Origin of the sequence: Actinocrinis sp. (assembly GCF_035605935.1) — a bacterium.
GTDB lineage: Bacteria > Actinomycetota > Actinomycetes > Streptomycetales > Catenulisporaceae > Actinocrinis.
This window is the reverse complement of record NZ_DATNGK010000051.1, coordinates 15,960-36,262: the sequence shown is the minus strand read 5'-3', so window position 1 is coordinate 36,262 and position 20,303 is coordinate 15,960. Positions and strand designations below refer to the sequence as shown.

The following is a 20,303-nucleotide window of genomic DNA, read 5'->3' as shown; positions in this document are numbered from 1 at the left end:
ACGCAGTCACGTGGTCAGGTACTCACCGGAAACCCATCCTCATCCAGCAGCACCCCGCCGATCACCTCGGCCAGCAGCACCGCCGTGTTACGCACCCGCTCGATCAGTGAAGCCGTTTCCGCCGCAGTCGCCTGCTTTACCAAGCTGAAGCGGTATACCGTGTGCGGCCATCCATCGTCCGATCGCGAGCGCAGTGCGTAGGGCAGGAACTCGTCAGCGCCGAACGGCTGCACGCGGATCTCGAGTACTCCGGGCCGGTCAAGGCAGTAGTCGTTAGCCGCCAACGCGCCATTGCGTCCCAGGTCCGGAATCGCTAGACCGAGTACCGAACGCAGCACCTGCCAGGGCAGCGCTTCGTGCCCGTATACGCAGAACACCGTCTCGCTCGGCTCCGCGACGTAAGTTGGACAACCGGGCAGACGTGCCGCGCCCCCAAGCAGCCGAGCGAGCCCGGTCACCAGTGACCAGGCCAGTGCCTCCGGCCCGGTCGGAATGTCGCGCGGATAACGCCGGCGCAATGCCTCCGCGTTGCGGCCGTCCGGGATACGCACCCGGCGACGCGGAGCCTCCGCCACGTACGCCGTCGACCAACCGCCGGGCAGGTCGGCCTGCGCGGCCAGCGTCGGATCCAGATGGAACGGCCCATGCCACCGCACGCCGTCCGCGACATGCAACACGCCATGCTCATCGCGCGTAGGCGTCGGGTTCCACGTACGCACCAACGCCTCGATCGACGCGGCAGTGCGCGGCCCGGCCAGCAGTAAAACCGGATTGTCGCTCAGCAGCCGCTCCGGGTCGGCCCAGCGCTCCTCGTGCCGCCGCAGACCCGGAACCGTGCGCACGTGTAGCGGCCCGGTGACGCGGGACAGGCTCTGGCTCCAACGCTCCATGGCCACACTTTCGCAGCGGCACGAGTGGGAACGCGGAGCGCAGGCCGATAAATCACCCGTATCGGCTCACCTGTTGCGCTACCAGAGCGAGCCCCAGGTCGCATCCGCCAAAGACTCCACGCCCATCCGCGCGCCATCCGATCCGATCAGCACGCCGCCGGTCGCCTCTAGCAGCGATTTCGCCAGCCGGTAGCGCAGCCGATCCGACCCGGGTCCAAGCGAGGCGACCGAGATCTGATAGCTCGTCAGCGACGAAGGCTCCCACCCGGAATCCGACAGCGCGGCAGGCGCCTCCCCGAACAACGGATCCTGCGTCACCTCGACGACGAACGTCGCCACGGTGTCCGAAATCGTCGCGCTGTACCCCGGCGTACCGGCATCAAGCCCGTCGGCGCCGTCAGGCACGGTCGCGCAAAACGTATCGCCAGTGCCTAGAGCACTCACCGCGGCCAACACCTTGTCCGGATCCGCAAGCCGCTGCGCGTACACCGTCACTACGTCCGCGTCAGCAGTCCCCATCGGCCAGCGCATCGCTGCCACCCCCGCATCCCTGTCACACGCTCAGTCTCAGCGCCGCCCGGCACGGTCAGTCAGACACCTTCGTGCGATGAAAGTTCATGTACGACCGCGACGGCGTCGGCCCCCGCTGGCCCTGGTACCGCGAGCCGTAGACCGCCGACCCGTATGGGTGCTCGGCAGGGGAGGAGAGCCGGAACATACACAGTTGCCCGATCTTCATGCCCGGCCACAACTTGATCGGCAGCGTGGCGACGTTCGACAGCTCCAAGGTCACGTGCCCCGAGAACCCCGGGTCGATGAACCCGGCCGTCGAATGCGTCAGCAGCCCCAGCCGCCCCAAGCTCGACTTGCCCTCAAGCCGCGAGGCGATGTCGTCCGGCAGCGAGATCACCTCGTAGGTCGACCCCAGCACGAACTCCCCCGGGTGCAGGATGAACGGCTCATCGCCCTCGGGCTCGACCAGCCGCGTCAGATCCGGCTGCTCCTCCGCCGGGTCGATGTGCGGGTACCGGTGGTTCTCGAATACCCGGAAGTACCGGTCCAACCGCACGTCGATGGACGACGGCTGCACCATCGAGTCATCGAACGGCTCGACCCGCACCCGCCCTGCGCCGATCTCCGAGCGCAGATCCTTGTCTGAGAGCAACACCCACCGACCGTATCGCGCCACCCACGGCGCGACCAACAGGTCCCATCCCCCCGCGCCACCCCGAGCCCGCCACGCCGCCACCCCGCGTCGCCGTCTGGTAACCTAACCCTCGGCCCGCCCCCCAAAGGACAGGCCGCAGCAGGCATCCTGCGGGTGTAGTTCAATGGTAGAACATCAGCTTCCCAAGCTGACAGCGCGGGTTCGATTCCCGTCACCCGCTCCACAGCAAGAGGCCAGGCAGGTCCACTATCGGACCGCGACCGCCTGGCCTCTTACTTGAGATCGCCTATTGGGCACCGCTTGACGCGCCGACAGGTGACATGGATGCCTCCTCATGGGGCGCCGATGTGCTGACGCTTTCCGCCGCGAGCCGAGCCTTCTGCGGCTTCAGGGTGGCTCGATACGCATCGAGCATCGCGTCCACATACACGTTCATGTGGAAGTTCTTGACCACATGCCTGCGCCCGCGGCGTCCCGACCTGACCGCGCTGCGCGGGTCATCGAGGAAGCCGCGCACAGCCTCGAAGAGGTTTTCCGCCAGGCTCCTGTCGTCGGCGACGACGGCGCCCGTCCGTTGGTCGAAGGTCTCGGTCATGCCGCCGGAGTCCGTGACGACGACAGGGCGTGCCGCGGCCATCGCTTCCAGCGCGACCAGCCCGAGCGGTTCGCCGTGAGACGGATTGATCACGATGTCAGCCTCGTCGTACAGCTCTGGCATCCCCGCGTAGAAGACGTCATCGCTGAATTCGACCCAACGCGACAGCTTGAGTTCATCGATCTGGTCGTTGAGCTCGGCCCTGAGTGCCTTGCGCTCGTCGTCCCAGTCGATGAACTGGCTGGTGTCGGTGATGAGAAGTCGCGCGCGATAGTCGTTGTCGTGCAGAAGGCGGAGCATCCGCACCGAGGTCATCGGGCCCTTCCAGCGCAGCAGCCGGGCCGGTTGCAGGATCAGCGGGGCGAGAGCCGGATTGTCTGTAGTCGGGTCGCGCCCCTCAAAGGGCTTACGCCGCCGAATGAAACGGTCTGGGTCGATGCCCATATAGCGGGTCCGTGGGCGCGATCCGAGGTAGCCGTCGTCGCAGAGTCCCGCCACGAACTCGGAGTTCGCCCACCGGCCCTCCCAGTTCTCGATCAAGCCAGCCAACTGGGCGCCGTCCGCCCAGTAATTGTGGAAGGTGTGATGACGGGCGATGTCCAGCTTCCAACACACCTCGTTGAGCGCGGTCGCCGGGGCAGAGGAGAAGTAGTGCAGGTTGTGAGCGTGCACGACGTCCACCCCGCTGCCGGCCAGCACCTGTCCGAACCAAGTCGTCAGCTCGTCGATGCATTCCGGGCCGTCATCCGGCACCTCGCCGCCGCCGGCGAGGCGAAGCAGCGGATTGCTGTGGATTTCCGCAAGATCAGCCAGCTGCTGGAGCGGCTTGCGCTCGCCGGTCAACACCACGACCTTGACGCCGCGCTGGGTGAGCAGCCGGATGTAGTCCGCGAGATGTGATTCCACGCCGCCGATGGTCGGTGGCAGCGCCCAATGAACCAGGCCGACCGTGAGCCCGCCGCCCGCGGCTCGAAACTTCCACATCCCTGCACCGTTCCTCTGGATGGACTGCGGTCACCGGCGCGGTTTGCCGGTATTTGGCCTGATTGCCCGCGATCATTTTCGGGGCAAGGTGGGCCGGTAGGCGCCTGCCTGGTGCAGCGTGTCGCGCTGGGTTCGCCGAGCCGCCCGGTGGGGTGGGAGTGACACTCATGGATTACCACCCCTGGCGGCCGCGCGAGGTGTTTTCCCGAAATTCGCTGCGGCAATTGGCGTCCTACGGACTAAAAGGTGCCTCGACGCTCGCTTGCGCAGCACCCTGAGTAGCGCTTCCATGAGAGTGACTGGGGGTGGGTGGCTGAGGTCAAGGCGAAGGAGTATGGCTGAGGGGGAGACGAAGCGGCGCTGGCGCAGTTGGCCGAACGTCATCGGCATGATCAGCGGTATCGGCACGCTGGCTGCCATATTGGCCGGCCGCGTGGGATCACGGCCGGTTTTGATCACGGTCAGCGTGATCGCCGTTTTCTTGATCGGTTTCAGCACCGTGTTCCAGGTCGACTCGTCGAGATCTGATGACGCCACCAGGGCTGGGCTTCTGGGCGCCGGCCAGCTCCTCCCACCACACGTCAAAACGCCGCCCTCGGTTCTGGTCAGCTTCCATCCCAGCAACCGGGACTGGGCTCGTTGGATCGTTGATCAGCTCGACGCTTGGGGCTACCTGGCGCATCGGGGCCGATGGGAGGAACGATCCACCGCGGCCGAGAGTTACGGGTTGCCTGACGCGGCGTCAGAGGACTCTGATGACGATTTGACGCGTGTGGCGAAAGAACAGTTGCGGGGAATCGACTGCGTTCTCGTGCTGATTTCCCGCGCCTACGTGGCCGCGAGACGGGAGGGCCATTCGTGGCAGACCGCCCTTCCGCAACTCGCGAACGAGCTGGCCGCGGACGATTCACTGCCCGTCATACTGCCCGTGCTCGTCGAGTCATTCGATATGGATGCCGACACTCGCAGTCTCGTCGCCATCAACCTGACCAATCCCGATGCCGAGGAGTGGCGGGAGGCATTGCTTGATCGCTTGCGCAGGGAGCAACTTCCCGCGCCGCGCCCGAACGCGATCGCGGTCGGTTCTCCGCTGCCGAGCCGCGGTCCCGCGATCGCCAAGCTGCGCGCCGCGGACGCCGACTTCGTCGGCAGGCGCGGACAGATCGACGAGCTCCACCGGCTTCTGCATCCCGCTCAGGACTTGCGGGCGACTCGGTCCGCGGAACTGAACGCGGTCGTGATCCACGGACTCGGCGGGGTCGGCAAGAGCAAGCTCGCTCTGCAGTATGCGTGGGATTACGCGAGCGAGTACGACCTCGTTTGGTGGGTCGGCGCGAGCACCCCGGTCAGTGCGATTAACGACTTGATCGAGTTGGCGAAAGCGCTCGGTCTCGAGGAAAAGGCCAACCACGACGAGACGGTCAACCATCTCTGGTCCACGTTGCGCCAGCGGGACAGATGGCTGCTCGTCTTCGACGATGTCGACGATCCCAAGTCGATCCGAGCGTCTTCCTACTGGCCGGCGACGAAGCGCGGTCATGTGCTTATCACCTCGCGGGTCGCCACCGGCTGGGACAGCCGCGCCTCGCACACGCTGCGCCTCGATCCGCTCACCGCCGAGGAGGCCGAGGAGTTCGTCACCCAGCGGATTCCCGAAGCGGCCGGGGATCCGCAGACGCTCAGATGGCTGGTTGAGCGGCTCGGGCGGCTGCCAATCAGTCTTGTCCAAGTGACGACGCTCATCCGAGAGACCGGGACCACGCTCAGCGCGTTCTGCGAGCGGCTACGCGACCATCCTGACGAGGTCATTGCGGCAAGTCAGCTCAACAGCAGCGAGGTCGCCGGCGGCTATTCGCTGCTGCTCATCATGCATGCGCGGCAGGGCGCGCCCGCGGCCCGGGAGATGCTTGCCTTCCTGAGCATGTTCGATTCGGAGAACATCCCGCGGCAGATCATCACGGACCATGCCGACGTCCTGCCCGCGCAGCTGAGCGCGGTGATGACGGACGAGCGCGCCTGGGGTCAGATGATCAGTCAATTGCGCAGGTTCTCGCTGATCGAGGCGATGTCCGACCGGTTCGACGTGCACTCCCAGGTTCAGTCCGCCGTGCGCAATGCGCTGAGCCCAGAGGAACAGCAACTCTGGCGAGCAACCGCGATCCGGCTGCTGCTGCGAGCCTTCCCGCGGCATCCCGAGGAGCCCAGCGCGTGGAGTGCCTGCGCGTTCCTCATGCCGCACGTGCAGGAAGCGACGGATGTCCTGCATCGGCTCCGGATCAAAGACGAGCAAACCGCCCGCCTGCTGCTGTTGGCCGGGATCTATCTGCATGGTCGCTGCGAGTGGCGGCAGGCTCAGGATTACCTGCGTGGGGCGCTGACTATTCGTGAGGAGCTGTATGGCGCCAACGACCTGCGCGTGGCTGAGTGTCTGTACCACCTGGGGCAGTCCCAGTTCCCGCTCGCTCAGCTGCAGCAGGCGCGGGACAGCGCCGAGCGGGCCCTCGCCATCAGGGAGCGGTTGCTTGATCCGATGCATCCGCTGATCGCCAGAGCGCTGATTCGCCTCGCCGAGATCCTGCGGGAGTTCGCCGATCGGAACGAAGAGGCAGTGGCCTGCACGCGGCGGGCAGAGCGCATCCTGCGCGAGGTCGGCGCTAATGAGGACGGGATCGCGGACGCGCTGCTGATCCGGGGCACCATCCTGCGCAATGCCGGACGGCTCGGCGAGGCGCTGCGCGCTCAGCGGCAAGCCCTCGCATTGAACGAGCGCGTGCGCGCCAAGGGGCCGTCCGCCATCGAGGCCGCGGTGAACCATGTCAACATCGGAGTCGTCCACCGCGATCTCGGCCAGTGGGACGAAGCCAGGGATGAGCTGGAGACCGCGATCGCCATCATGGAGCCCGCCTTGCCAGCCGGCCATCTCGAAGTCGCCCAGGCTCGAAAGTATCTGGGAGACATCTACCGCCGAACCGGTGAACTCGCGGCGGCGCACCGGTTGCTCACGCAGGTTACTGAGATCCACGAGGCGCGGCAGCGCGACGAGGAACACAAACTGGCCTCGTGCCTGGCCAAACTCGGGTCCATCCAGCTGGCGCTCGGCGAGAAGGCCAGAGCGAAGGAAACCCTAGAGCGGGCATATCGGATCTATCGCGAGAAGTACCCTGACGGACACCCGTACCTGGCGAAGGCTCTGAGCCGACTAGCGCCGGTCTATATGGCACTGGGGGAAGAGGAAAAGGCGATGGGGGCACTCCTGCAGGCGCAGCGCATTCTGGAAGAGCGTTATGGCTGCGACCATCCTGCGCTGGTCTGGATTCTCCAGTCCCTAGCGGAGATCTCCCAGGCACACGATGATCGCGTAACCGCTAACACCCTGCGTGCCAGAGCCGCGCAGATAAGACAGCTTGCGGTCGCCTGACCGAGGACCGCCGCGTCAGCCACGCTCCCGCATGCCCCCTCGCGAGTTGTTATCGTCGAGTGCACCGAGCGCCTGTGCGATAACGATCGCCGACGCGCTAGCCCAAGCCTGCGGCATGCAGGCCGCGCGCACGGGCACCGGTTGGGGAGATTCCTTGCGACTGATGCCGGCGAAGAGTTCCGGCAGCCGGAAGCCGAACGCCGCGGACGCGTCAAGCAGGCCGCGCGCGAGCGTCTCAGCCCGCTGCCGATCCCGCCCGAGCAAGCCAGAAATGGTGATCGCCGTGTCGTGCGGCCAGACCGACCCACAGTGGTAGCCGAACGGGTTGTAGCTGACCAGTTCCTCGCTGCGGGTACGCACGCCCCACTGCGAATTCAGCCCGTCCGCGAACAGCAGCTCGATCACTTCCTGTGCTTCGTCGTCGTCGAGCAGACCTCCGGACAACAGGTGCCCGATGTTGGACGACGGGCCGTCGACCTTGATCGAATCCCGATCGAGCGCGATCGCCGGATAGTGACCGTAAGCATCCTCGACCCAGAAGGCCTCTCGGAAGCGGCTCTTTAGCCGCGCGGCCCACTCCCTCCAGCCGCTCGCGCGCGCCGCGGCGGCCGGACCCTCGACGTACTCAAGCAAGTCCGCCGCGCCCATCGCGGCCTCATAAGCGTAGGCCTGGACTTCGCACAGTGCGATTGGCCCGTCGGCGGGCTGGCCAGAGGCGAAGGTGACCGCCTCGGGCGAATCCTTCCAGCCCTGATGCGAGAGCTGGCCGGGTTTCGGCTGGTACGTCACAAAGCCGAGTTCATGATCGGCGGACTGCCATTCCAGCCAATTGAGCGCGCTGTGCAAGGCCGGCAACAGTGCTTTGATCGCCTCATCGTCCTTGTCCTGCCGCCAGGACTCGACCATCAAGATGATGAACAGCAAGGTCGAGTCGACCGAGCCGTAGTAGACCGGCGGCAGGCTCAGGGTGTCGCCGTGGTTCGTCTCTCCCGCGCGAAGCTCGTGTGGGATCTTGCCTGGGCGTTCCTCATTGTGTCCATCGTGCTTGTCGCCCTGGTAGCGGCTGAGCGTCGCGAGCGTCCCGAGCGCGAGGCCGCGGTCGATCGGAAGCAGCATGCGCGCTGTCCACAGACTGTCGCGTCCGAAGAGGGTGAGGAACCACGGTGCTCCTGCCGCGGCGAACTCTCCCTCGCTGAGTCCGGGAACGGCCGGTTCCTCGCGGCGTGACGTGGTCAGTCTGAGCGCGTCCAGGTCCGCCAAGCTGTTCTCGACGAGCCGATCCAGCGCGCTGGAGTCACCCCGGGGAACAAGTGGCGCGCGAAGCCAGGAGGCTGCTCCGCGTGGGCGCTGGAAAGGGAACTGCTTCGGCGGCTCCGGCTGCTGCGTGGTGAGAATCGCCGTCCACGATTCCGCTGGTTTCAGCTGGACGTTCCACGTGAAGCGCCCGACTACGGCGGCCGCGCCGTCGGCTTGCCCGTCGACGGAAACGCTGTCCGCCCTCGGCATTGTGTGCACGAGCGTGCGCGGGGTCTCGTGTTCGTCCCTGTCGATCGCTTCTCGATAGGAATACCAGCCGAGCACGTCGTCGTGTACCTCGTGCACCGTCCCTGGCAAGCCGCGAGTGCCAGCCTTCACCTCGGCGATGTCGGCGTATTCGCAGGCGATCTCGACGGACACGCGCAACTGCCAGGTATCGCGGTCGCAATTCTTGATCTCGATCTGCTCGCGGATCTCGTCGGTGAGTTCGCGGCTGCGGCGCACGACGAACTGCGGCTCTGTGGTGCCCGAGGAACCGTCCGGCGCCCAATGGCCCACGAACAAGGCTCTGTTCGCGTTCCGCAGCAATCCGGACAGCATCACCGGTTCGTGTCCGTCGATGGTGAGCACCAACCGGCTCAACGAACGGTGATCTCCGAGGTAATAGCCCTGGGCGCCGCTGCTTCGGATTTGGCCGTCGCGGGCGGACACCGCCATGAGCGGAGCCCTCACGCAGATCACGGTGTCGTGCAATGACGGTTGCGTCGCGCTGGACGACTCCGGTCGCAGCCGTTCGGCTACCACACCCAACCCCTTCGTCGCCAGGCCGCGCCCCCATACGCGGTGGTTAAGCGGATGCGCACCACTCGGCGGCATCGTTGCGCCGAAGATGTGGAAGGAGTCGCGTCTCGACGGTGAGGCGCCGGCCGCATCGCGCAGTGCTGACATGGCTCGATGAGCCAGGGCTCCTCCTTCTTGCCCTGGTTACCCACCGAAGGGTCGGATCAACACTGACTGTCCGGAATTCTGCAGTCCGGCAGAACTCTGATGCGGAACCGGTGTTCGCGGCCTACGGGTTTCGCTGCGCTTCTGTGCGGATGGCGCGATGCGGGGCGAAGAGCGACCTGCAGGTTTCAGCGGCGCTGCTCGCGGATCGCTTCGCCAGGGCGCCAGGTCTGGATGCGCAGGTAGTCGTTCGTCGGGGCGAGCGAGGTGAGTACGGCCTCGGTGATGTCGAGATGGAAGAGGTGGAACGGCCCGGGGTCGCCCTCCATGTCGTCAACCATGGCTGTCTTGAGTTGCGGATCGGTGATCTCCGTTGCCGTCCCCGCGAGCTTCGCGTCGCCGCCGGCCATCGAGCCGTCGCCCGGGTTGGCGTGCAGGGCGAAGCGGCTGTCGCGGCGCAGATCGACGGCCTTCATCGCGTTGAGCATCGATCCGATCGTGAGGTTCGGACCGACAACGCGTACCTCCGTGCCGCTGACTCGCGGCGAGCCGTCGCGGCGCACCGTGGCCAGGACATGGTGCTTCGTCGCGGCGAAACGCGCCAACACGGCCGCCGCGAATTCCGGTTCCGCCTGCGCGAACTGCTCCCAGGTAGCCATGTAGACAGTCTCGCCTGTGGTACCGACATCCGGGCGGTCGCGATTGCGGTCGCGATGCCGGTTGAGGCTGATTGGGCTCGGATCGCTGGTGGCAGCGTCGGCACTGCCGACCGACTAGGCGTCAGCGAGGAGCTTGAGTGCGTCGGCGATGGACGTACAGATGTGGTGCGGTTCGGGATCCACCGCGGATAACGCGTAGTCGCCTTGCAGCCACACCGTGCGTAGGCCGGCGCTCAGCCCTCCCGCGATATCGGCATCCAACGTGTCGCCCACCATCCAACCGTTGCGTTGCCCAAGCTGAACACCCAACTTCGCTGCGGCCTGCTCGAAAATCCGCCGCTCTGGCTTGCGGGAGCCTTCCGCCTCGGAGATGTACACGCCATCGACCAGGTCACGCAGCCCCACCTGATCGATCTTCGCGCTCTGCATCGTCGTCGCGCCGTTGGTGACGATGCCGAGCCGCCAGCCTTCCGCACGCAGAAGCCGCAGCCCGTCCGCTACCGCATCATCCAGTACGAAGTACCGCGGGTACGTGTCGGTCACGTCCCGGACCAGTTGCTCGACGCTGTCGGCCAGTTGGAAGTGACGCTTGAAGTCCGCTGCGTACTCCGTCCACGTGACCGCATTCGAGCTTTTGACCGCCAGGAAGTCCACCGCGGCCGGGTCCAGTCCTCGATCCGCGACGAAGTGCTCGGCCCATTCGCGCAGCGCGCCGCTCTGGTCGACCAGCGTGTTGTCGAGGTCGAAGAACGCGAATTTGGGTGCCGTCGTCTTGGACGCCGCGCCACTCATCGCGACCACGTCCCGTAGTGCACGACGCTCTCGATCGGCTTGCGCCGCGCGCGTAGATCGCGTTTCTCGGTTTCCGCGTCGTAGCCGATTGCGATGGCGCCGATCGGCTCGTAGTCGTCCGGTACCCCGAACGCGTCGCGGAACGGCTGGACCTGCTCGGGCACGATCCCGAAATAGAGCGCACCCAGACCTTCGTCGACCGCGGTGAGCAGTTGCAGCATTGCCGCCATTCCAGTGTCGATATGCCAGAACGGAACCGGCCACCGCGACTCGTCGCGGTCCGTCCAACCCTTATCCGGCTGTGCGTAGCGGTCAAGGTATACGCGCTTGCATGAGAACGGCACGATCACTAGCGGCGCAGTACGTACCGTGTCGCCCACTGCGTCCGAGCCGAACTGCCAGAACTTTTCCAGGTCCGCGTCACGCAGTACCAACCACGCCTGTCCCTGTGAGAAACCCGCTGAGGGCGCATGCGTTCCGTTGCGCAGGATTCGCTCCAGCGACTCCTCGGGCACCGGGCGACTGGTGTCGAAGGTGCGGACCATCCTTCGCTTGCGGATCGCGTCCTGAAGCTCCATGCCGTTGACCTTATGCGCGCCCGGACGGCCCGCGTCAAGCCCGGTGGCTTATAGGGTAGTGCGCGTGAAGATCCTGGTCATCGGCGGCGGCGGGCGCGAGCACGCCATCTGCCACGCGCTTAGTCTCGACGAGTCCGTGACCGCGCTCTATTGCGCGCCCGGCAATCCCGGCATCGCCGGGGTGGCCGAACTACGCGCAGTGGACGCGCTCGATCCCGACGCGGTCGCGAAACTCGCCGCTGAACTGGGCGCGGACCTCGTCATCGTCGGTCCGGAAGCGCCGCTTGTCGCGGGGGTCGCAGATGCCGTACGTGCGGCGGGTATCGCGGTGTTCGGCCCGTCAAAGGCGGCCGCGCGCCTAGAGGGGTCAAAAGCGTTCGCGAAGGACGTTATGGCCGCAGCCGGCGTGCCTACCGCCGAAGCTTTCGTGTGTTCGACGCCTGAGGAAGCCGCGCGTGCGTTGGACGCCTTCGGTCCGCCCTACGTCGTCAAGGACGATGCGCTCGCGGCCGGTAAGGGCGTTGTGGTGACCGAGGATCGGGACGATGCGCTCGCCCACGCGAACGCGTGTGGCCGCGTCGTGATCGAGGAGTACCTCGACGGGCCGGAGGTCTCGCTCTTCGCGTTGAGCGACGGCACCACTGTCCTGCCGCTGCAACCCGCGCAGGACTTCAAGCGGGTCGGCGACGAGGATGCCGGTCCGAACACCGGCGGCATGGGGGCCTACTCGCCGCTGCCTTGGGCGCCCGAGAATCTGGTCGCTGACGTTCTAGAGCGCGTGCTTCAGCCGACCGTCGACGAACTGCGTCGCCAGGGCACCCCGTTCGTCGGCCTGCTGTACGCCGGACTCGCGCTCACCAAGCGTGGTGTGCGAGTCATCGAGTTCAACGCTCGATTCGGCGATCCTGAGACTCAGGTGGTCCTGCCGCTGTTGAAGAGTCCGCTAGCGCAACTGCTGCTCCACGCGGCCACTGGAACGCTCGGCGCAGTAGAACCGCTTCAGTGGCACGACGGTGCCGCGGTCACCGTCGTGCTCGCCGCATCCGGCTACCCGGGCACGCCGCGCGGTGGCGATCGGATCACCGGCATCGACGAAGCAGAGATGACCGATGCGGTAACGGTGTACCAAGCCGGCACCGCAACGAACGACGCGGGAGAACTCGTCGCATCCGGCGGCCGTGTGCTCGCGGTGACGGGTCGGGCCGCCGATCTGGCGAGCGCGCGTGACCTGGCCTACGCGGCACTTGGCCGAATCGAGCTGCCCGGTGGACACCACCGCACGGACATCGCGGCTAAGGCGATCTCGGGGCTGATCAGCGTTCCGTGACGGATCTGCGACCGTCCGTAGATATGGCACGGTTAAGGCTCTGACCACGCGGTTCACCCGGATTAAGAACCTCACCCGAACGAGCGGAAAAGCCGGCGGCCCGCATGCCCACAGTTCCCGCCCGGCGCTACGCTGCGAAGGAAGGAAGCGTTTCACACGCTCGGCCACCGCGGATCGCGATGGCCGATCGGCGGCGCGACCGGCGAACTGAGCAGCCAGGACCTGTCGGTCGGGCCGCGGAGGCACGCCCGGCGGTCCGGCGATCCTGCGTTCAGGATTCGGGGTGAGCACGCTTGACTGCGGCCTCGACCAGCGCCGTCCGCCAGGCCCGCGCCATCACGCGGATCTGCCGGCTGGCCGTGGGTTGCTGGATCGCTGCCGCCGGAGCCGCGTCGGCCGCCGCTCTTGCCGTGCTGCCCCTCCCGATCGGCCTAACCGTCACGGTGCTGATAGCTGCGCTCTGCGTTTGGCCACTGCTTCGCTTCCATCGCATCGTGCCGCCGCTTTCACCCACGGTCGCTCCGACGGAGGGCGGCTACGGCGAACTGATGCTTGCGGTACGTCAAGTGACCGCGGCTCTCGGTGTGAGCGAACCGGTCGGCCTTGAGCTGTCTCCAGACTGCGACGCCTGGCTCGAGCCGCGACCGGAGGGCCCAGTTCTGGTCATCGGTGCGCCGTTCCTGTGGTGGCTGCGCGTCAGTGAGTTGCGCGGGTTGCTCGCTCCAGTGCTCGCCGGTATGGACGCCGCGCACGACACCCTCATAGGCCGAGCCCGCAAGCTCGTGCGCAGACTCGATATCGCCGAAGTGCACGGCTTCCCGCCTTGGCCGCGTACCGTCATCGTCGCGGTCGCCGAGGCCTGCCGGATTCGCGCCGAGGCCATGGAGCGAGCGATCGGTGCCGCGGCGGCGGAACGGGCCCGCATCGTCGAGCCGGCGAGCCGTGTGTACGCGCACGAACAGGCCGGGTTGGTCGCCGTCGGCTGGGATCGCCTGCTGACCAGGCTCGCCATGCCGGCCTGGCGCCGTGGGCAAGCGCCGGAGACGTTGAATGCCGCGCTCGTGGCCGCGCTCACCGAACTCGGCCAGCGCGACCGGGTCGGGGTCGGGCTCGCGGACCGGCTGACCGAGCGCCCGGCCTGCGACCTGCTCGACGAGCCGGGTGATGTGGACCGCGCAGTCTCGGCGCTCGCGCCGCTCGTCTACGAGGGACAGCGGATCGATCAACAACTGCCGTGGTCGCGCTATGTGGCCACCGTCGCCGAGCCGGCGCTGCGAGCGGAGGCCGCGGACGCTCCGGATCATCCCTTGATCGCCAAGGTCCGCGCGCTGCTCGAAGCCGACGCCAGGCCGCACGGCTCCGGCGAACTGGCCGCCGGCCTGCGTGCCGTGGTGCAGTGCGGCTTGGTGGACCTCAGACTCGCCTGCTGGGATGTGGACTGGCTGGACGGGGTCATCCTGCGCGACCGTGCCGGGCACGTCGTGCCGGTCGACGAGCTTGTCCATGGCCTGTTGGACAATGCCGATTTCGCCGCGCTGCGGGACTGGATCGCACACGCCGGTGGATTGCGGGCCTGAACTATCCTTTGCGGCGGCGATCATCTCGACCTGCGGAAATCTGCTTAGGGCACCAGTTATCCACAGCCTTTATGCACAGGTTCACGATGAAATCCGCGCGGCCACTTGCGCTCATGGAGAATGGAGTTCGGCGGGCCAGGTCTGTCCCGCTGAACCTGTTGATAAGGAGCAGTCCGCCGTGATCGGACGGTACACCCTCCCGGAAATGGGCCGCGTGTGGAGCGAGGCCCACAAATACGAGCTGTGGTGCCAGGTCGAGACCCTGGTCATGGAAGCGCACGCCGCCGCCGGAACGGTGCCGGCCGACGCGCTGGAAGCCGTGCGCAAAGCACCCGCCCCGACGCCGGAGGCGGTCGCCGAGATCGAGGCGGTCACCCAGCACGACGTGATCGCGTTCCTGTCCGCCTGGGCAGACAACACCGAACCGCGCGAGGCCGCCGCCTACGTGCACTTCGGGATGACTTCCTCGGACCTGCTCGACACGGCCCTCGCGCTCCAGCTGGTGGAGGCGACCGATCTGATCCTGGCTAAGTCGGATCGGCTCGTGGCGGTGCTCCGGGACCATGCCCTCGCGCACCGCGGCACGCTGCGCGTCGGGCGTACGCACGGCATCCACGGCGAGCCGGACGTGTGGGGCCATCGGGTAGCGGACTTCGCCTATGCGGTCGCGCGGTCGCGCGACCGGATCCGCACCGCGCGCGCAGCGGTAGGCGTCATGGCGATCTCCGGAGCGGTCGGTACGTACTCGAATATCGATCCGGCCGTGGAGCGCTACGTAGCGGAAAAGCTCGGGCTCAAGGCGGCGGAGGTCTCGACCCAGGTGGTCATCCGGGACGGGATCTCCGAGTGGGTCTGCGCGCTGGCCGTGATGGCCACCGTGCTCGAGGCCATCGCCCTGGAAGTGCGGCACGGGCAGCGCACCGAAGTGCGGGAGCTTTGGGAACCCTTTGGTAAGGGCCAGAAGGGCTCCTCCGCGATGCCGCACAAGAAGAACCCGATCATGTCGGAGCGGCTGGCCGGCCTCGCGCGCATCGTGCGCGCCCAGGTCGTGCCGGTCATGGAGGGCATCCCGCTGTGGCACGAGCGGGACATCTCGCACTCCTCCACCGAGCGAGTGGCGCTGCCGGACGCCGCCGCCGGCTTGGATTACATGCTCAATCTGACGATCCGCCTGATGAGCGGACTGGTCGTGGACGCCGACCGGATGAAGGTGAACCTCGAATCGACCGGCGGCCTGATCTACACCTCCACCGTGCTGCTGGAGCTGATCGAGATGGGGCTGGCCCGCGACACCGAGGCGTACCCGCTCACCCAGCGTGCCGCGATGAAGACCTGGGAGACCGGGCGCCCGTTCCGGGAAACGCTGCGCGAAGAAGCGGCGACGGCGGGCCTGAAGATCGACGAGGCCCGGCTCGACGAAGCGTGCCGCCCGGAGCGCTTCGTGGCGAATCTCTCCGGCATGTTCGACCGGCTGGCGGAGCTGACCTGAGATGACGGCGACTCCGCACTCCGCAGCGTCCGATCCGGCGTCAGGGCAGACGACGCAAGCGACAACGACCCAGGAAACAACCAGCAGCACGGTTACTAGCAACGCGGCGACTACCAACGCGGCGACTGGTGGCGCGCTGAGCGGCGGTCCGGCGAGCAGTGGCGCGCCGGTCACCGGCGCGGTGCACCTGGGATCCGGGAAGATCCGCGAACTCTACGCCGTCGGCGACCGGCTGCTCCTGGTCGCCTCCGACCGGATCTCAGCCTTCGATCACGTCCTGGACACCCCGATCCCGGACAAGGGCCGGATCCTGACCCAGCTCTCGCTCTGGTGGTTCGAGCGGCTGGCGGATCTGGTTCCCAATCACGTGATCTCGGCTGATCCCGAGCAGTACCCGGCAGAACTGGCCGGCGACGTCGAGGCGCTACGCGGACGCTCGATGCTCTGCGAACGGCTCGACATGCTGCTGATCGAGTGCGTGGCCCGCGGTTACCTGACCGGTTCGGGGCTCGCCGAGTACCGGGTGTCCGGCACCGTGTGCGGACTCCCGCTCCCCGAAGGGCTGGTGGACGGCTCGCGCCTGGACGAGCCAGTGTTCACCCCTGCGGCCAAAGCCGAGCTTGGCGAGCATGACGAGAACATCTCCTTCGGTGAGGTCGCCAGCCGCACGGGCGCGGCCGTCGCCGAGGAACTGCGCCGTCTCACCCTGAGTGTGTACGCGGCGGCTCGGGACATCGCGCTGGACCGCGGCATCATCCTGGCGGACACGAAGTTCGAGTTCGGCAGGCGGCCAGACGGCACGATCGTGCTCGCCGACGAGGTGCTCACTCCGGACTCGTCCCGGTTCTGGCCCGCCGACCGGTGGCAGCCCGGACGCTCGCAGCAGTCGTTCGACAAGCAGTTCGTCCGCGATTGGCTGACCTCGCCCGAGTCTGGTTGGGACCCGAAATCCGATCAGCCGCCGCCTCCGTTGCCTGATCAGGTGGTGGAGCGGACCCGCGATCGGTACGTGGAGGCGTACGAGCGGCTCACCGGCCGCCGCTTCCAGTAGCCGCGGGCCACAGCGGGCTGGCGCGGTTGAGCCCCCGGTCGGCTGTACGCAGCCGACCGGGATCAGCGCGGCAGGTCCATTGGTCGCGCCCAGGTAGGCTTTGTCCTACCGCCAACAGCAGGACAGCCCGCGGCCGTGGGCTGCCGAGAGCCGTTGCAGACACAAGTGGGAGTGCACATGGCACGTGTCGTGGTCGACGTCATGCTTAAGCCGGAAATCCTCGATCCTCAAGGACAGGCCGTGCAGCGGGCACTGCCCCGGCTGGGCTTCGACGGCATCGTGGACGTGCGCCAAGGCAAGCGCTTCGAGATCGAACTGGCCGGCCCGGCGGACGACGCCGCGCTGGCTCGGGCTCGCGAGATCGCCGAAAGGCTGCTCGCGAACACGGTCATCGAGCAGTTCGACGTGCGGTTCGACACCGCTTTGGACTCGGCGTCAGCCGCCTCCCCGGCTTCCGCCGCTACGGCACATGGCACCGCGCCCTCTGCAGCCGTGACCGAGCAGGCGGCCAGCTGATGTCCGCGCGCATCGGTGTGGTTACCTTCCCAGGTAGCCAGGACGATCAGGACGCGCTGCGGGCCGTCGCCCTCGTCGGCGCAGAGCCGGTCGCACTCTGGCACCGCGACGCCGACCTGCACCAGGTCGACGCGGTCATCCTTCCGGGCGGCTTCTCCTACGGCGACTACCTGCGGGCCGGAGCCATCGCCCGCTTCTCGCCGGTGATGGAAGCGGTCATCACCGGGGCGCGGGAAGGTCTGCCCGTGCTCGGCATCTGCAACGGCTTCCAAGTGCTCTGCGAGTCACACCTGCTGCCCGGTGCGCTGATCCGCAATGGCGGGCTGCTCTTCATCAACCGCGATGAGCGACTGCGCATCGAATCCACGACCACTGCGTGGACAGCCGACTACGCGGTCGGTCAAGAGATCCTGATCCCAATCAAGAACGGCGAAGGCCGCTTCACCGCCGACGAGCACACGCTCGACGAGCTGGCCGCCGAGGGCCGGATCGTCGCGCGGTATCTGGACAATCCGAACGGTTCGGCTCGGGACATCGCCGGGATCGCCAACGCGGCAGGCAACGTCGTCGGCCTCATGCCGCATCCGGAGCACGCGGTTGAAGAACTGACCGGTCCCTATCCCGGCCCCGCGACCGACGGGCTGCCCTTCTTCACCTCGATCCTCAAGCAGCTGGTGGCCGCCTGATGACTACTCAGCCCAGTCCTGCGCAGAACACCTCGACCGCGCACCAGTACACGGCGGACACCGTCGAGAACGCCGCCGCGACGCCAGAGACCGAGCAGCCTTACGCGGCACTTGGCGTAAAGCCCGACGAGTATGACCGCATCCGGGAGATCCTCGGCCGCCGGCCCACCTCTTCCGAGCTGGCGATGTACTCGGTCATGTGGTCCGAGCACTGCTCCTACAAATCCTCGAAGGTGCACCTCAAGCAGTTCGGCGAGAAGGCCCCCGAGGTCGACTTCCTGCTCGTCGGACCGGGGGAGAACGCCGGAGTCGTGGATGTCGGCGGCGACCTCGCCGTCACCTTCAAGATCGAGTCGCACAACCACCCGTCCTACGTCGAGCCGTATCAGGGTGCGGCCACCGGCGTCGGCGGCATCGTCCGCGACATCCTGACCATGGGCGCCCGGCCGATCGCGGTCATGGACCCGTTGCGATTCGGCGCGGCCGACGCCCCGGACACGCATCGCGTGCTTCCGGGCGTGGTGCGCGGCATCGGCGGGTACGGCAACTCGCTCGGCCTGCCCAATATCGGCGGCGAAGTCGTCTTCGACCCCTGCTACGCGGGCAATCCGCTGGTGAACGCGCTCGCGGTCGGCGTGATGAAGAAGAGCGAGATCAAGCTCGCCCAGGCGCACGGCCCCGGCAACAAGGTGGTGCTGTTCGGCGCTCGCACCGGCGGCGACGGGATCGGCGGCGCCTCGGTGCTCGCCTCGGCCACCTTCGACGACGGCCGCCCCTCCAAGCGCCCCTCGGTCCAGGTCGGCGACCCCTTCATGGAGAAGGTGCTGATCGAGTGCTGCCTGGAGATCTTCGCCGAGGACCTGGTGGTCGGCATCCAGGACCTCGGCGCGGCCGGCCTGTCTTGCGCGACCACTGAACTCGCGGCCGCGGGCATGGTGAGCGCGGGCGTGGGCGGCATGGACGTCCAACTCGACCTCGCCCCGCTGCGAGACGCGACGCTGGTGCCCGAAGAGATCCTGATGAGCGAGTCGCAGGAGCGGATGATGGCGGTGGTCACCCCCGCCAACGTCGAGCGCTTCTTCGAACTCTGCGAGAAGTGGGACGTCACCGCGACCGTCATCGGCACAGTCACCGACACCGGTCGGCTGCGGATGACCTGGCATGGCGCGACGATCGTCGACGTCGACCCACGGACCCTCGCGCACCAGGGCCCGGTCTACCACCGCCCGTATCACCGGCCGGACTGGCAGGACGGGCTCCAAGCCGACACACCCGACTCGCTCAGCCGGCCGAAGACCGGCGAAGAGCTGCGCGAGACGGTGCTGCGGCTGCTAGCCAGCCCGAACCTCGCGGACAAGCGCTGGGTGCTCGAACAGTACGACCACCGAGTGCGCGGTAACACGGTCCTAGCGCACGGCGAGGACTCCGGGATGCTGCGCCTCGACGAGGAATCCAACCTCGGCATCGCGCTGGCCACCGATGGAAACGGCCGCTACACCAAGCTCGACCCGTATACCGGCGCCCAGCTTGCGCTCGCCGAGGCGTACCGCAACGTCGCCGCCACCGGTGCCCGCCCGCTCGCCGTCACCGACTGCCTCAACTTCGGCTCCCCCGAGGACCCCGAGGTCATGTGGCAGTTCGCCGAGGCGACCCGCGGCCTGGCCGACGCTTGCCTGGTGCTCGGCACCCCGGTCACCGGCGGCAATGTCTCGTTCTACAACCAGACACAGCGTTCTGCCTCAAGCGCCGGCGGGCCTGGATCGCAAGCGATCCACCCGACGCCGATCGTCGGCGTCCTCGGCGTGATCGACGACGTCACCCGACGCATCCGCCTCGCCTTCGAGCAGGACGGCGACATCCTGCTGCTGCTCGGTGACACCCGCGACGAGTTCGGCGGCTCGGAGTGGGCGCACGTCGTGCACGGTCACCTCGGTGGCTTGCCGCCCAAGGTCGACCTGGAACGGGAGCGGCTGCTCGCCGAAGTGCTGATCGCGGGTTCCCGCGACGGGATGCTCTCGGCCGCGCACGACCTGTCCGACGGCGGACTGATCCAGGCGATCGTCGAGTCAGCGCTCCGGGGCGGACGCGGCGCCCGCGTCGTGTTGCCGGAAACAGTGCTCGATCAGGTGAATGGCGATCCGTTCGTCGCCCTCTTCTCCGAATCGGCGGGCCGGGCCATCGTCGCTGTGCCGCGCAGCGAGGAATTGCGGTTCACCGACATGTGCCGGTTCCGCGGGCTGCCGGTCGCGCGGATCGGCGTGGTCGACGGCGACGCGGTCGAAGTGCAGGGCCACTTCTCCCTCCCCCTGGACGAACTGCGCCGCGCGCACACCCGCACATTCCCGGCCCTCTTCGGCTGAGCCACGATCAG

Annotated in this window: 15 protein-coding genes, 1 tRNA gene and 1 pseudogene; 9 read left to right on the top strand and 8 right to left on the bottom strand. The window is 67.2% G+C overall.

Going from position 1 to position 20,303, the window contains the following annotated elements:
- Positions 1-14: 14 nt before the first annotated feature.
- The 3 genes from VN779_RS04015 to dcd all read right to left on the bottom strand — a co-directional run bounded on the left by VN779_RS04015 (position 15) and on the right by dcd (position 2,058).
- Positions 15-890 (bottom strand): hypothetical protein, encoded by an 876-nt coding sequence (locus VN779_RS04015; RefSeq protein ID WP_325720235.1) that lies wholly within the window; start codon positions 888-890, stop codon positions 15-17.
- 78 nt (positions 891-968) lie between these two features.
- Positions 969-1,430, bottom strand: coding sequence for a hypothetical protein (locus tag VN779_RS04010; protein WP_325720233.1), 462 nt, complete (start codon positions 1,428-1,430; stop codon positions 969-971).
- Positions 1,431-1,476: 46 nt separating this feature from the next.
- Positions 1,477-2,058 (bottom strand): dCTP deaminase, encoded by a 582-nt coding sequence (gene dcd, locus VN779_RS04005; protein WP_325720231.1) that lies wholly within the window; start codon positions 2,056-2,058, stop codon positions 1,477-1,479.
- Positions 2,059-2,207: 149 nt separating this feature from the next.
- On the opposite strand from dcd, the gene VN779_RS04000 reads away from it, so the two are divergent.
- Positions 2,208-2,281: transfer RNA gene (locus VN779_RS04000), tRNA-Gly, on the top strand.
- A gap of 63 nt (positions 2,282-2,344) precedes the next feature.
- On the opposite strand, the gene VN779_RS03995 is transcribed toward VN779_RS04000, so the two are convergent.
- The gene (locus VN779_RS03995) at positions 2,345-3,637 is read right to left on the bottom strand and encodes a glycosyltransferase family 4 protein (protein WP_325720228.1); all 1,293 of its coding nucleotides are present in this window, start codon (positions 3,635-3,637) and stop codon (positions 2,345-2,347) included.
- Positions 3,638-4,025: 388 nt separating this feature from the next.
- Here VN779_RS03995 and fxsT point away from each other — a divergent pair, with 388 nt between their 5' ends.
- Complete coding sequence (gene fxsT / locus VN779_RS03990; protein WP_325720226.1) at positions 4,026-7,055, top strand: FxSxx-COOH system tetratricopeptide repeat protein; 3,030 nt, start codon at positions 4,026-4,028, stop codon at positions 7,053-7,055.
- Between the two features lie 15 nt (positions 7,056-7,070).
- On the opposite strand, the gene VN779_RS03985 is transcribed toward fxsT, so the two are convergent.
- The 4 genes from VN779_RS03985 to VN779_RS03970 form a co-directional block, all read right to left on the bottom strand.
- Entirely contained in the window at positions 7,071-9,044 is a 1,974-nt protein-coding gene (locus VN779_RS03985; RefSeq protein ID WP_325720224.1) for a glycogen debranching N-terminal domain-containing protein, read from the bottom strand.
- A gap of 401 nt (positions 9,045-9,445) precedes the next feature.
- A complete protein-coding gene (locus tag VN779_RS03980) occupies positions 9,446-9,916 on the bottom strand; it encodes a pyridoxamine 5'-phosphate oxidase family protein (RefSeq protein ID WP_325720222.1) in 471 nt (156 codons plus the stop codon).
- A gap of 114 nt (positions 9,917-10,030) precedes the next feature.
- A complete protein-coding gene (locus VN779_RS03975) occupies positions 10,031-10,708 on the bottom strand; it encodes an HAD family hydrolase (protein WP_325720320.1) in 678 nt (225 codons plus the stop codon).
- Entirely contained in the window at positions 10,705-11,286 is a 582-nt protein-coding gene (locus VN779_RS03970) for a nitroreductase family protein (RefSeq protein WP_325720220.1), read from the bottom strand. The genes VN779_RS03975 and VN779_RS03970 overlap by 4 nt, the downstream gene beginning before the upstream one ends.
- 64 nt (positions 11,287-11,350) lie before the next feature.
- Between VN779_RS03970 and purD the strand changes: the two genes are divergently transcribed.
- The 7 genes and pseudogenes from purD (at position 11,351) to purL (ending at position 20,292) form a co-directional block, all read left to right on the top strand.
- The gene (gene purD / locus VN779_RS03965) at positions 11,351-12,613 is read left to right on the top strand and encodes a phosphoribosylamine--glycine ligase (RefSeq protein WP_325720218.1); all 1,263 of its coding nucleotides are present in this window, start codon (positions 11,351-11,353) and stop codon (positions 12,611-12,613) included.
- A gap of 293 nt (positions 12,614-12,906) precedes the next feature.
- The gene (locus VN779_RS03960; RefSeq protein WP_325720217.1) at positions 12,907-14,190 is read left to right on the top strand and encodes a hypothetical protein; all 1,284 of its coding nucleotides are present in this window, start codon (positions 12,907-12,909) and stop codon (positions 14,188-14,190) included.
- Positions 14,191-14,368: 178 nt separating this feature from the next.
- Positions 14,369-15,679 (top strand): adenylosuccinate lyase, encoded by a 1,311-nt coding sequence (gene purB, locus VN779_RS03955; protein ID WP_325720215.1) that lies wholly within the window; start codon positions 14,369-14,371, stop codon positions 15,677-15,679.
- Position 15,680: 1 nt separating this feature from the next.
- Entirely contained in the window at positions 15,681-16,730 is a 1,050-nt protein-coding gene (locus VN779_RS03950) for a phosphoribosylaminoimidazolesuccinocarboxamide synthase (RefSeq protein WP_325720213.1), read from the top strand.
- A gap of 177 nt (positions 16,731-16,907) precedes the next feature.
- A pseudogene (gene purS, locus VN779_RS03945) lies at positions 16,908-17,153 on the top strand (phosphoribosylformylglycinamidine synthase subunit PurS); the annotation flags it as partial.
- A gap of 92 nt (positions 17,154-17,245) precedes the next feature.
- Complete coding sequence (purQ, locus tag VN779_RS03940; protein WP_325720209.1) at positions 17,246-17,932, top strand: phosphoribosylformylglycinamidine synthase subunit PurQ; 687 nt, start codon at positions 17,246-17,248, stop codon at positions 17,930-17,932.
- Positions 17,932-20,292, top strand: a complete 2,361-nt coding sequence (purL, locus tag VN779_RS03935; RefSeq protein ID WP_325720208.1) for a phosphoribosylformylglycinamidine synthase subunit PurL — start codon at positions 17,932-17,934, stop codon at positions 20,290-20,292. The genes purQ and purL overlap by 1 nt, the downstream gene beginning before the upstream one ends.
- Positions 20,293-20,303 lie beyond the last annotated feature (11 nt).

Bases quoted from the DNA above. Each gene is read 5' to 3' on its own strand.
- VN779_RS03980 (WP_325720222.1), bottom strand. From the start codon at position 9,916: ATGGCTACCTGGGAGCAGTTCGCGCAGGCGGAACCGGAATTCGCGGCG.
- VN779_RS03970 (WP_325720220.1), bottom strand. From the start codon at position 11,286: ATGGAGCTTCAGGACGCGATCCGCAAGCGAAGGATGGTCCGCACCTTC.
- fxsT (WP_325720226.1), top strand. From the start codon at position 4,026: ATGATCAGCGGTATCGGCACGCTGGCTGCCATATTGGCCGGCCGCGTG.
- VN779_RS04015 (WP_325720235.1), bottom strand. From the start codon at position 890: ATGGAGCGTTGGAGCCAGAGCCTGTCCCGCGTCACCGGGCCGCTACAC.
- purQ (WP_325720209.1), top strand. From the start codon at position 17,246: ATGTCCGCGCGCATCGGTGTGGTTACCTTCCCAGGTAGCCAGGACGAT.
- VN779_RS03975 (WP_325720320.1), bottom strand. From the start codon at position 10,708: ATGAGTGGCGCGGCGTCCAAGACGACGGCACCCAAATTCGCGTTCTTC.
- purL (WP_325720208.1), top strand. From the start codon at position 17,932: ATGACTACTCAGCCCAGTCCTGCGCAGAACACCTCGACCGCGCACCAG.
- VN779_RS03950 (WP_325720213.1), top strand. From the start codon at position 15,681: ATGACGGCGACTCCGCACTCCGCAGCGTCCGATCCGGCGTCAGGGCAG.
- VN779_RS03995 (WP_325720228.1), bottom strand. From the start codon at position 3,637: ATGTGGAAGTTTCGAGCCGCGGGCGGCGGGCTCACGGTCGGCCTGGTT.